Source organism: Pseudomonas sp. TWP3-2 (genome assembly GCF_049897765.1).
Classification (GTDB): domain Bacteria; phylum Pseudomonadota; class Gammaproteobacteria; order Pseudomonadales; family Pseudomonadaceae; genus Aquipseudomonas.
Genome location: NZ_JAFCWW010000001.1, coordinates 595,920 through 607,502, shown reverse-complemented (window position 1 = coordinate 607,502; position 11,583 = coordinate 595,920). Strand labels below are relative to the sequence as shown.

Annotated in this window: 11 protein-coding genes; all 11 read left to right on the top strand. The window is 61.2% G+C overall.

The features are described 5' to 3' along the window. Window positions 1-41: 41 nt before the first annotated feature. The 11 genes from cbiE (at window position 42) to ACP7EE_RS02650 (ending at window position 11,319) form a co-directional block, all read left to right on the top strand. Complete coding sequence (gene cbiE, locus ACP7EE_RS02700; RefSeq protein WP_426233299.1) at window positions 42-1,253, top strand: precorrin-6y C5,15-methyltransferase (decarboxylating) subunit CbiE; 1,212 nt, start codon at window positions 42-44, stop codon at window positions 1,251-1,253. Then, complete coding sequence (locus ACP7EE_RS02695) at window positions 1,246-2,343, top strand: cobalt-precorrin-5B (C(1))-methyltransferase (RefSeq protein ID WP_426233297.1); 1,098 nt, start codon at window positions 1,246-1,248, stop codon at window positions 2,341-2,343. The genes cbiE and ACP7EE_RS02695 overlap by 8 nt, the downstream gene beginning before the upstream one ends. Then, window positions 2,340-3,068, top strand: coding sequence for a cobalt-precorrin-6A reductase (locus tag ACP7EE_RS02690; protein ID WP_426233295.1), 729 nt, complete (start codon window positions 2,340-2,342; stop codon window positions 3,066-3,068). The genes ACP7EE_RS02695 and ACP7EE_RS02690 overlap by 4 nt, the downstream gene beginning before the upstream one ends. A 188-nt stretch (window positions 3,069-3,256) precedes the next feature. Continuing rightward, the gene (locus tag ACP7EE_RS02685; protein ID WP_426206082.1) at window positions 3,257-3,559 is read left to right on the top strand and encodes a type II toxin-antitoxin system RelE/ParE family toxin; all 303 of its coding nucleotides are present in this window, start codon (window positions 3,257-3,259) and stop codon (window positions 3,557-3,559) included. A gap of 3 nt (window positions 3,560-3,562) precedes the next feature. Further along, window positions 3,563-3,853: an addiction module antidote protein gene (locus tag ACP7EE_RS02680; RefSeq protein ID WP_085609233.1), complete on the top strand. Its 291-nt coding sequence runs from the start codon at window positions 3,563-3,565 to the stop codon at window positions 3,851-3,853. A 98-nt stretch (window positions 3,854-3,951) separates the two neighbouring features. After that, entirely contained in the window at window positions 3,952-4,353 is a 402-nt protein-coding gene (locus ACP7EE_RS02675; RefSeq protein ID WP_426233293.1) for a DUF2946 domain-containing protein, read from the top strand. A 47-nt stretch (window positions 4,354-4,400) separates the two neighbouring features. After that, window positions 4,401-4,880, top strand: coding sequence for a copper chaperone PCu(A)C (locus tag ACP7EE_RS02670; RefSeq protein ID WP_426233291.1), 480 nt, complete (start codon window positions 4,401-4,403; stop codon window positions 4,878-4,880). Between the two features lie 21 nt (window positions 4,881-4,901). Continuing rightward, window positions 4,902-5,333 carry a DUF2946 domain-containing protein gene (locus tag ACP7EE_RS02665; protein WP_426233289.1) on the top strand — a complete coding sequence of 144 codons (432 nt, stop codon included), beginning with the start codon at window positions 4,902-4,904 and terminating at the stop codon, window positions 5,331-5,333. Window positions 5,334-5,417: 84 nt separating this feature from the next. After that, complete coding sequence (locus tag ACP7EE_RS02660; RefSeq protein ID WP_426233287.1) at window positions 5,418-7,535, top strand: TonB-dependent copper receptor; 2,118 nt, start codon at window positions 5,418-5,420, stop codon at window positions 7,533-7,535. Window positions 7,536-7,664: 129 nt separating this feature from the next. Further along, entirely contained in the window at window positions 7,665-9,044 is a 1,380-nt protein-coding gene (locus tag ACP7EE_RS02655) for a PepSY-associated TM helix domain-containing protein (RefSeq protein ID WP_426233285.1), read from the top strand. 151 nt (window positions 9,045-9,195) lie between these two features. Continuing rightward, window positions 9,196-11,319, top strand: a complete 2,124-nt coding sequence (locus ACP7EE_RS02650; protein WP_426233283.1) for a TonB-dependent receptor — start codon at window positions 9,196-9,198, stop codon at window positions 11,317-11,319. Window positions 11,320-11,583 lie beyond the last annotated feature (264 nt).

Here is an 11,583-nt window from a genome sequence, read left to right as displayed (position 1 = left end):
CGGAACGGCGCGTTTGCCGACACTTTTTTGCGAGGCAATAGATGTCACCCTGGCTGACGGTAGTAGGAATTGGTGAAGACGGCTTCAAGGGCCTGGGCAAACATGCCCGGCGCGCCTTGCTGGGCGCCTCGCGAATTGTCGGCGGCCAGCGTCAGCTGGATCTGCTGCCGGCGTGCATTCGGGGCGAACGCGAGTTGTGGCCGAGTCCGTTTTCTCTGGCGCCGTTACTGGAACGGCGCGGCGAAGCGGTGTGTGTGCTGGCCAGCGGCGATCCAATGTTCTACGGCGTCGGCGCCAGCCTCACACGTCAGCTCGCGCCCGGCGAGATGCTGATCCTGCCTGCCCCCTCGTCCTGCTCACTGGCGGCGGCGCGTCTTGGCTGGCCGTTGCAGGATGTGGTGACGTTATCGCTGGTCGCCCGGCCATTGGCTGCATTGAACGCTCAACTGTTCAGCGGCGTGCGTCTGTTGTTGCTGAGCAATGACGGTGAGAGTCCGGCGGCCGTCGCAGCGCTGCTGCGCGAACGCGGATTCGGCTCGAGTCGCTTGAGTGTTCTTGAGCATCTGGGTGGCGACGCGGAGCGGCGTGTCGATGGGATTGCCAACGACTGGAACGATCCGGTGATTGCCGACCTCAATCTGATCGCCATCGAATGCCTGGCTGACCTTGATGCTCCGCGCCTGTCGCGCCTCGCCGGCCTGCCGGATTCGGCGTTCAAGCATGACGGCCAACTGACCAAACGCGACGTACGCGCGATCACCCTCGCCCGCCTCGCCCCGACTCCCGGCGAATTGCTGTGGGACGTCGGCGCCGGCAGCGGCTCGATCGGCATCGAGTGGATGCGCGCCCACCCGAGCTGCCGCACGCTGGCCATCGAAGCCGATGACGGCCGTCAGCAACTGATCGAGCACAACCGCGACGCCTTGGGCGTGCCCGGTCTGCAACTGATTCGTGGCAGTGCGCCCCAAGCACTTGAAGGGCTGGAGCGTCCGGACGCGATTTTCATCGGCGGCGGCGTGACCCGCGACGGCGTGCTTGACACTTGCTGGGCGCAACTCAAACCCGGCGGACGTTTGGTAGCCAACGCCGTGACCCTGCAAAGCGAAGTGACCCTGATGGCCTGGCGCGAACGCCACGGCGGCGAACTGACGCGCATCCACGTCGCGCAGGCGCAGCCATTGGGCGAGTTCGATACCTGGCGCCAGGCGCTGCCGATCACGTTGCTGGATCTGGTCAAACCCTTCGATGCGTGACGAAACCGCTGAACAACCCGCCCCTCTGCGCAGCGGCCTGACCACCGGCAGTTGCGCCACTGCCACCAGCCTCGCCGCCGCACGCCTGTTGCTCGGCGGCGGAGCGGCTGACGCGGTGCAGATCGTGTTGCCCAAGGGCAAGCAAGTGCAGATGCGTCTGGAGTTCTGCCGGTTGACCGATGACGGCGCTGAAGCGGGAACCATCAAGGATGCCGGCGACGACCCGGACGTGACTCACGGCGCCCTGCTCTATTCACGCGTGCGCTTGAATACCGAGCCGGGGATTCGCTTTCATGCAGGCAGTGGCGTCGGGACAGTCACTCGTCCCGGGCTGGTACTGGCCGTGGGCGAGCCGGCGATCAACCCGGTGCCGCGCAAAATGATCAGCGATCACCTGACTCTGCTGGCTGAGGAAACCGGCTATATCGGCGGTTTCGAGGTCACGGTCAACGTGGAGAACGGCGAAGCCCTGGCACTGAAAACCATGAACCCGCGCCTGGGGATTCTCGGTGGTTTGTCGATCCTCGGCACCAGCGGCATCGTCCGGCCGTTTTCCTGCGCGGCGTACATCGCCTCGATTCATCAGGGCATCGACGTGGCGAAAACCAACGGCTATTTGCACATCGCAGCATGCACCGGCAACGCCAGCGAAGACACCATGCGCCGGGTCTACGATTTGCCGGAAATCGCTCTGATCGAAATGGGCGACTTCGTCGGCGCCGTGCTCAAGCACCTGCGCAAAGTGCCTGTGGATAAACTCAGCCTGTGTGGCGGCTTCGGCAAGATCAGCAAACTCGCGGCCGGGCACATGGATCTGCACTCGCGGCATTCGAGTATCGATCTGCCGCAACTGGCCGAATGGGCAGCGGCGATTGGTGCCGATGCAGACTTGCAGCAGAACATTCGCGAGGCGAACACCAGTCAGCAAGCGCTGGCCATGGCCAGTGCGGCGGGGATCGCGCTCGGCGATGAAGTCTGTCGGCATGCCCTGGAATTCGCCCGTAGCGTGGTGCCGGAGCAGGTGCAGGTCGAGGTGTTTGCGATTGATCGCCAGGGCGGCGTCGTTGGGCATGCGGGGGCTTTTGTATGAAACGGATTTTGTTGCTGGGTGGCGTGACTGAAGCGCTAGCGATTGCCCGCACGCTGGGGCCGCAGCATATTTACAGCCTGGCCGGCGTTGGCCGGGTGCCGAGCGATCTGACCTGTCAGGTGCGCGTTGGCGGCTATGGCGGTGCGGAAGGCTTGGCGCAGTTTATTCGCGATCAGGGCGTCAGTCTTTTGCTCGATGCCACCCATCCTTACGCAGCACAAATCAGCCAGAACGCTGCCACCGCTGCGCAACTGACCGGCATTCACTGCTGGGCCTTGCGCCGTCCGGCGTGGCAACCGCAGCCGGGGGATGACTGGCGTGAAGTTGGCCATTGGGCCGAACTGATCGCAGCACTGAAACCCTTCCGCCGACCGCTGTTCACCTTGGGCCGCGAACCTCTGCAACACCTCGACGAAATCCCTGCGAACCAGTTCTGGACCCTGCGCGCCCTCGACGTTTATCCCGGCAACGAACGCTGCGAAGTCATCGGCGCACGCGGCCCGTTCCTGCTGGATGACGAACGCGCGCTGTTCGAGCGCCGGCAGATCGACGTACTGATCAGCAAGAACAGCGGCAGCACCGCGACGGAGCCGAAACTCGAAATCGCGCGCGAGCGGGGGGTGCCGGTGATTGTGTTGAAGCGGCCGGTGTTGGCGCAGGTTGATCGGGAGTTTGCTAGTACGTCTGAAGTCCTTGGCGCCCTGTCAGCGTCAGACAATTCCTGATTTCATGTTTACCCGTGAATTAGCCCGCAAGTTTTTCAGAAGCAGCCGACTGTCCCTTCTCTCAGCCCCGTTCCAATATCTCGATTCCTTTAATCCTCGCAGGTTTACAGGCAGCAATTCTCGGAAAAATAGATGACGCCGGGAAAAAGCAGCTTGTCAGCCTGTATCCCAAGGAATACGATCCCGACATGATCGACTTTGAACGATCCCGCGCATTTGCCGATTGGCTGGACGGTTTGAAGGACACCATCGGCAAAGCACGCATCATTGCCAGACTCCGGGCGGCAGAACATGGAAACCTTGGTGATTGCGAATTCGTCGGTGACTCGGTTTACGAGATGCGTGTTCATCACGGACCTGGATACAGGCTGTATTTCACACGTCGAGGTGAAGTGACTTACCTGTTACTCATCGGCGGCGATAAGTCGACACAAAAACGAGATATCAAACGAGCCATTCAGATGGCAAAAAGTATCGGTAATGAGGAGTAAGTCATGACCGAAAAATTCACCCGCTTCGACGCGGCAGAGTTTCTTAAAACGCCCGAGGAAATGGCCGCTTACCTCGATGCATGTTTTGATGAGGACGCCGGAGACGGCGTTCTGATTCGTGCAGCGCTGAACGACATTGCCCGCGCCCAAGGCATGACTCAAGTAGCACGTGATGCAGGCCTGGGTCGCGAAAGCCTGTACAAAGCGCTCAGCAGCACTGGAAATCCGGAATTCGCGACTATCATGAAAGTCATGAAGGCACTGGGTTTGAGATTGCATGCGGTAGCGGGCTGATTGCGCTGCGACACCAAACCGCACGACGCATTTTTACTTATCGGCCCTGATCAGGCTAAATAGCCGCGCCTGATCGCCCACCCCGACGGATCTGTCCCATGAACCGACATCGGCTTGCCATTGCCTGGATCGCCTGCTTTGCAGTGCTGTTCAACATGCTCGCCATGCCGTTGACGGGAGCGATGGCACAAGCCGCGCAGTCACCCGCCGAGCAAGTGTTGTGGAGCAGTTTCTGCACCGGCAGCGGGACCAAAATGGTCGCGATCAATATCGGCAGCGTCGATCAGAACGCGCCGCAAAGCGGCGACAAGCATTCAACCATGCAGCATTGCTGGTGCTGTTCCGGATCGGCGCCAGTCGTGGCGCTGCCAGGGCATTCGCCGCAGTTGTTTTTCGCGCAATACGCCAGCAATCGCAGCGTTGCGCCCGCCACTCTGCAAAACCCCACACCGCGCCAGCAATGGCCCAGCCTCAACCCCCGCGCCTCGCCTCTGGTTTGATTTGTTCCCGCATTTGACTGCGTTTCGAATCGTCCCGGAGAACTGCCATGTTGAACAAACTCATCGTCATCGCTGCGCTGTTGCTGCCTGCGTGCTTCGCCAATGCTCATGAATACAAAGCCGGCGAGCTGGAAATCGCCCACCCGTGGTCGCAGGAGCTGCCGCCGAATGCGCCAACCGTCGCCGCGTATTTCGTGATCCACAACAACGGCAAGACTGCCGACCGCCTGCTCAGCGTCGACTCGCCGATTGCCCCCACCGCCGAACTGCACGAGCACGTAATGCAGGGCGACCTGATGAAGATGCAGAAAGTGCCGAGCGTGGTTATTGCTCCGGGCGAGAATGTAACCTTCGCGCCGATGGCCTATCACGTGATGCTGATGAACCCGACTGATCGCAGCCTGCTGACCAACGGCAAGCGCTTCCCGCTGACGCTGCATTTCGAGAAGGCCGGCGCCGTGACCGTCGAAGTCGCCGTGCAGAAAAAGCCACCGGAAACCACTCAGGCTCACGCCCACGCGCAGTAATTCCTGCGGCTGATCGCAACCATGCGCCCGCCTAGCGCCAGGTCTATCCACGAGCGCCACCAACACGGCAGCTGGATCGCCCTGTTCGCCATGTTGATGATCTTCATCGGCCCGCTGATTTCTCAGTCGATGCCGATGGATCAACACGCCTCGGCTTCCATGCCAGTCAGCATGGACATGTCGATGGACATGCCGGGCATGGATCACTCCGCGCATGCAGCCAAAGCCTCGGCCGAACACTGTCCGCCGCAATCTTCGCACCACGCAATGTGGGAAAAGTGCGGCTACTGCAGCCTGCTGTTCAACTGCCCGGCGCTGACCGGTGGCGGCAGTTTCGCCGCGTTCAGCATCGCGCCAGTCAACACCTTCAGCACGCCCTCCCCGCGCCTGGGTTACGCCCGGCAAACCGTCTTCCCCGGCGCCCGCAGCCGCGCACCGCCCGTCCCAGCGTAAACACCCACTTCTGATTGCACACGGTTGAGAAGACAGCTTCAGGCTGCCGACCGTGTCGTTTACGACTGTTTGATGGAAATTGTCATGTCCAGGTTTTCTGCTGTGCCACGTTCGGGTTCTGCCCCAACGTGTTTTGCCCTGAATCACTCGCGCCTGCGTTTCAGGCATGCGAGCGCCGTACTTTGCGGCGTATTGCTCTCCCCGCTGGTGCATGCCGATGAACACGCCGGCCATGCTGAGGAACTCAGCCCGACGGTGATTACCGCCATCGCCCCGAGCTCGCCGCTGACCATCGTCACCAACCCGAAAGACCCACGCCAACCGGTGCCAGCCAGTGACGGTGGTGACTATTTGAAGACCATTCCCGGCTTCGCGCTGGTGCGTAACGGCGGCACCAACGGCGATCCGGTGCTGCGCGGCATGTTCGGTTCGCGCCTGAACATTCTCACCAACGGCAGCATGATGCTCGGCGCCTGCCCCGGCCGAATGGACGCGCCGACCTCGTACATCTCGCCGGAAACCTACGACAAACTCACGGTGATCAAAGGTCCGCAAAGCGTGCTCTACGGCCCGGGCGCCTCGGCCGGCACCGTGCTGTTCGACCGTGAGCCGGAAAGCTTCGGCGAACTCGGTACCCGCGTGAATGCCAGCGTGCTCGCCGGCTCCCATGGGCGCTTCGACAAGGTCGTCGATGCCGCCGCTGGCGGGCCATTGGGCTACGTGCGGGTGATCGGCAACACCGCGCATTCCGACGACTACCGCGACGGCAACAACGACATCGTCGCCTCGCGCTACGACAAGTGGAACGGCGACGTTGCGGTCGGCTGGACACCGGACGCCGACACCCTGCTGGAGCTGACCGCTGGCAAGGGCGACGGTGAAGCGCGTTACGCCGGACGCGGCATGGACGGCTCGCAGTTCCTGCGCGAAAGCCTCGGCCTGCGCTTCGAGAAATCCAACATCAACGACGTGCTGGAGAAGCTCGAAACCCAGGTCTACTACAACTACGCCGACCACGTGATGGACAACTACAGCCTGCGCACGCCGTCCGGCACCGGGATGATGTCCGGGCCAATGGCCTCGAATGTTGACCGCCGCACTCTCGGCGCGCGGATCAAAGCCACTTGGCGCTGGGCCGATATTCAGCTGATCACCGGCCTCGATGCGCAGACCAACGAACATCGCCAGCGCAGCGCGATGGGCATCGACACTTACAAGAATGTGCCGCGCAACAAGGATGCGGATTTCCACAACTACGGCGTGTTCAGCGAAATGACCTGGTACGCCGCCGACCGCGACCGCTTGATCACTGGCGCACGCCTCGACCGCGCTTCGGCCAAGGATTATCGCCAGCGCACCGGCTCGGGAATGATGTCGCGCCCGAATCCGACCGCCGACGAAACACGCGCCGATACTCTGCCCAGCGGCTTCGTACGGTACGAGCATGATCTGGCCGACAGCCCGACCACGCTCTACGCCGGCCTCGGTCACGTGCAGCGCTTCCCGGATTACTGGGAGCTGTTTTCGCCCAAGTCCGGCCCGGCCGGTTCGGTGAATGCCTTCGACTCGATCAAACCGGAGAAAACCACCCAGTTCGATTTCGGCCTCAACTATAAAAGCGCCGAACTTGAAGCCTGGGCCTCGGCCTACATCGGCCAGGTGCGTGATTACATCCTGTTTGATTACACCCCGGGAATGATGGGCAGCACCTCGCGCGCCGAGAACATCGACGCGCGGATCATGGGCGGTGAACTGGGTGCCGCGTACAAACTCACCGACCACTGGAAAGCCGATGCGACTCTCGCGTATGCCTGGGGCAAGAACAGCAGCGACGGCAAGGCGCTGCCGCAGATGCCGCCGCTGGATGCGCGTTTCGGTCTGACCTACAGCGAAGACAACTGGAGCGCCGGCGCGCTGTGGAGGGTGGTTGCCGCGCAAAACCGTATCGATCAAAACAAGGGCAACGTGGTCGGCAAGGATTACGACAAGAGTTCGGGCTTCGGCGTGTTCTCGCTTAACGGTGCTTATCGGATCAACAAAAACTGGAAGGTCAGCAGCGGCGTCGACAACCTGTTCGGCAAGGCTTACGCCGAACACCTGAACCTGGCGGGCAACGCCGGATTCGGCTACCCGGCCAACGACCCGCAAGCGATCAACGAACCGGGGCGCACGCTCTGGACCAAGGTCGACATGAGTTTCTAAAAGCATCGCCAGCAGGCTGGCTCCCACACGGACCGAGTTAAACCTGTGGGAGCTAGCCCTGCTAGCGACAGGTTGCGCAGCAACCGCAAAAGACAACTAGAAGATCCAAGCCAAGCGGAGCACAAACCGATGAAACAGCCCAAACCGAATTTCTACAACCTGGCCTGGCGTTGGCATTTTTATGCCGGTTTATTCGTCGCGCCTTTCATGGTGATGCTGGCCCTGACCGGCATGATTTATCTGTTCAAACCGCAACTTGATTCGCTGATGTACAGCAGCCTGCTCAACGTCCCGGCCGGGCATCACACGGTGTCGGCTGATGACATGCTGCAAAAGGTCAAAAGTGCTTATCCACAAGGCCAGATCGCGCAATATCTGCCACCGGTCAACGCCGAACGCAGCGCGCAATTCGTTGTGAACAACGCCGGGCATGAGCTGAACGTGTTCGTCGATCCGTACCACGGCGACATCCTCGGCGAGCAGGATGCCAAGCAGAACCTGCAAGCCGTCGCCCGCGCGGTTCACGGCGAATTGATGATCGGCACGGTCGGTGATCGACTGATCGAAATGGCCGCTGGCTGGGGCGTGGTGCTGGTGGTGTCCGGGGTGTTTCTGTGGTGGCCGCGCGGTCAGGCCGCAGGGATTCTGTGGCCACGCCTGAACAGTCGCGGCCGCGTGTTGTGGCGTGATCTGCACGCCGTCACCGGGTTCTGGGGCGCGACATTGCTGCTGGTGATGCTGCTCAGCGGCATGACCTGGACCGGCTTCTGGGGCAAACAATACGCGCAGGTGTGGAACGTGTTCCCTGCGGCAATGTGGGACAACGTGCCGACCTCCGACGTCGAAGCGCGCAGCCTCAACAGCGCTACCCGTCAGACCGTGCCTTGGGCGATGGAAAACACACCGATGCCGATGTCCGGCGACCACGCCGAACACATGGCCCACGGCGACATGCAACACGGTCCCGCCGCACCGGGCATCAGCCTGCAAGATGTGCAGAACATCGCCACCCAAAGCAAAGTCGAGCCGGGCTACAGCATCACCCTGCCGACCACCGCGACCGGCGTATTCACCATCGCCGTGTTCGCCGATGACCCACGCAACGACGCCACCTTGCACGTCGATCAGTACACCGGCAAAGTGCTCGCCGACGTACGTTTCGAGCAATACGGAACAGTCGCGCGCGCCACCGAAATCGGCGTGATGCTGCACGAAGGCAAGATGTTCGGCACGCTGAATCAAATCATCGTGCTGCTGATCTGCCTGATGATTCTGCTCAGCGCGGTCAGCGGCGTGGTGATCTGGTGGAAGCGCCGGCCGCAAGGCAAATTCGGCGTGCCGCCGCTGCGTCACGATCTGCCGAAATGGAAAACCGGGGTGCTGATCATGCTTGCGCTGGCGGTGATTTTTCCGTTGGTCGGCGCTTCGCTGGTGGTGGTGTGGGTGCTGGATCGGTTTGTGCTGTCGCGTCTTGGCCGCGAAACTGAATCCGCCTCAACTTCATCATGAATCATCCGAGATGCGCGGTTTAGACGCTTCTGTACACTGCCTGGGCTTAAGCCTCGGCAGCGTTTGATGTCACCGCATCAAGCAAGTGTGCCGCCCGACCCGCAGCCCCACAGCTGCGGGTTTTCTTTTGCAGAAGCGATTTACCGCCCCGATGAACAAGTACCTCTTGTCCAGCCTGTGCCTGTTCGCGATGAACAGCGCGCAGGCCGACAGCGCCTCACTGACATTGCCCACCGGCACCATCACCGCCCTGGCCAATGACGACGAAGACGTCAGCCTGACCACGCCGACCACTGCCGGCTCCCGTCTGAATCTCACAGCGATGGAAACCCCGGCCAGCGTCGAAAGCCTCAGCGGCGAGCAGATCCGCGCCCGTGGCGAGCGCAGCGTGCAGGACGCCGTCTCGCGCAGCACCGGCATCAGCCGCACCGGTACGCCGGGCGATGGCGGCAGCTCATTGCAGGCGCGCGGCTTCACCGGGCAGAGTTCGGTGATGCAACTGTATGACGGCAACCGCCTGTACACCGGCATGGGCACCGGGACTTTCCCGGTCGATACCTGGTCAGTCGAACGTGTCGATGTTTTGCGCGGCCCGGCTTCGGTGTTGTACGGCGAAGGCGCGACCGGCGCGGTGGTCAACACGATCCCGAAGAAGCCGTTCACAGGTGAAATCGAAAACCATGTGCGCATCGGTTATGGCTCGTTCGACAGTCAGCAGCAGGCGCTCGACAGCGGCGGTTCGCTGAGCGACACCCTGAGCTATCGCCTCAACCTCAATCGTCTGCGCAGCAACGGCTGGATTGATCGCGGCGATTCTTCCAGCGACTTCATCAGCGCCGCGCTGCGCTGGCAGGCCACCGATGATCTGGCTTTCACCCTCGCCCACGATTACGGCGATCAGCGGCCGCAAAATTACTTCGGCACGCCGCTGATCAACGGCCATCTGCAAGACAGCCTGCGCAATAAAAACTACAACGTGCGCGACGACAAGCAGCACTACAACGATCAATGGACGCGCCTGAGCAGCGACTGGCAGATCAATGATTCGGTCAGCGCCAGCAACGAGTTGTATTACCTCAAGGCCCAGCGCCGCTGGCAGAACGCCGAGAACTACAACTTCGTTACGAGCAGCCAACAGTTGCACCGCAGCGGTAACTTCGGCATCGGCCATCAACAGGAGCAGCTCGGCGACCGCCAGACGTTCACCCTCAAGCACTCGCTGTTCGGCCTCGATAGCCAGACCGTGACCGGCGTCGATTACAACCGCATCCGCTTTCAGCTCAACAGCAATTCGCCGTTCAACGACGTGCTGGCGGATGGTCAACCGCTGGATCTGTATCACCCGCAGACGGGCTACTTCGACAGTGCCAATCAGTATCGCGAGCAGTTCGACAGCACCAGCAAACAGATGTCGATATTCGCGGAAAACCGTACGCAACTGAGTGAGCGCTGGTCGTTGGTGACCGGTGTGCGCCGCGATTACATGCACGTGGATCGCAACAATCTGCTGGACGGCAGTCAGAGCGACAAGAACCTGACCGGCAACAACTGGAAGACCGGTCTGGTGTTTGCACTGACGCCGCAGACTTCGTTCTACGGTCAGGTTGCGACCAGCACTGACGGCATCGGCGGGCTGATATCCCTGAGTTCGGGTCAGCAGCAATACGACCTGTCCACGGCACGGCAGACCGAGATCGGCATGAAGCAACTGTTCTGGGATCAGCGCGGCGAATTCACGCTGGCGGCTTATCGCATCGTGAAGAAGAAACTGCTGACGGATGATCCGGGCAATCCGACGCTCAAGCAGCAGGTCGGGCAGCAATCGTCCAACGGACTGGAGGCCAGCCTCGATGTGCAATTGCCGCACGCGTGGCAGTTGCAGGCCAACGCGGCCATGGTCAAAGCCAGGTACGACGACTTTGAAGAAGTGGTCGGTGGCGTGCCGGTTTCGCGTAACGGTAACCGCCCGGTGGATGTGCCACGGCGTACCGCCAATCTTTGGTTGAGCAAGGCGATTACTGATGACTTGAAGGCTGGCGCTGGCGTGCGGTATGTCGATGCGCGGTTTGCCGACATGGCTAACCGCAATGAGCTACCGAGTTACACCGTGCTGGATGCGACGTTGTCTTGGCAGGCGTTACGCAATACGACGTTGGGGTTGCAGGTGAATAATCTGTTTGACCGCCGGTATGCGCAGAGTCAGTACAACGAGGGGCAGCAGTGGATTTTGGGGAAAGCGCGGTCGTTCTTTGTGACGGCTGATTATGTGTTTTGATCCGGGATTTTTGCCCTCACCCTAACCCTCCCGAAACGTCGGACCGCCCAGAGGTAGAGGGGACCGACCGAAGTGTCTTTCGGAATACATCGACCTGAAATACGAAGGTGAATATAGATTTCCAAAACGACAAAGATCGGCCCCCTTTCCCCTTCGCCCCCTTGGGGGCGGTCCGACGTTTCGGGAGGGCTGGGGTGAGGGGGAGCGATCCAACTGACACACCGCAGACAGCGCGCCCCACTCTGGCGCACCCCAGCGCACCGC

Excerpts from the sequence above, each read along its gene's own strand:
- ACP7EE_RS02695 (WP_426233297.1), top strand. The coding sequence starts at position 1,246 with ATGCGTGACGAAACCGCTGAACAACCCGCCCCTCTGCGCAGCGGCCTG.
- ACP7EE_RS02650 (WP_426233283.1), top strand. The coding sequence starts at position 9,196 with ATGAACAAGTACCTCTTGTCCAGCCTGTGCCTGTTCGCGATGAACAGC.
- ACP7EE_RS02680 (WP_085609233.1), top strand. The coding sequence starts at position 3,563 with ATGACCGAAAAATTCACCCGCTTCGACGCGGCAGAGTTTCTTAAAACG.
- ACP7EE_RS02675 (WP_426233293.1), top strand. The coding sequence starts at position 3,952 with ATGAACCGACATCGGCTTGCCATTGCCTGGATCGCCTGCTTTGCAGTG.
- ACP7EE_RS02665 (WP_426233289.1), top strand. The coding sequence starts at position 4,902 with ATGCGCCCGCCTAGCGCCAGGTCTATCCACGAGCGCCACCAACACGGC.
- ACP7EE_RS02685 (WP_426206082.1), top strand. The coding sequence starts at position 3,257 with ATGATCGACTTTGAACGATCCCGCGCATTTGCCGATTGGCTGGACGGT.
- cbiE (WP_426233299.1), top strand. The coding sequence starts at position 42 with ATGTCACCCTGGCTGACGGTAGTAGGAATTGGTGAAGACGGCTTCAAG.
- ACP7EE_RS02655 (WP_426233285.1), top strand. The coding sequence starts at position 7,665 with ATGAAACAGCCCAAACCGAATTTCTACAACCTGGCCTGGCGTTGGCAT.
- ACP7EE_RS02660 (WP_426233287.1), top strand. The coding sequence starts at position 5,418 with ATGTCCAGGTTTTCTGCTGTGCCACGTTCGGGTTCTGCCCCAACGTGT.
- ACP7EE_RS02690 (WP_426233295.1), top strand. The coding sequence starts at position 2,340 with ATGAAACGGATTTTGTTGCTGGGTGGCGTGACTGAAGCGCTAGCGATT.
- ACP7EE_RS02670 (WP_426233291.1), top strand. The coding sequence starts at position 4,401 with ATGTTGAACAAACTCATCGTCATCGCTGCGCTGTTGCTGCCTGCGTGC.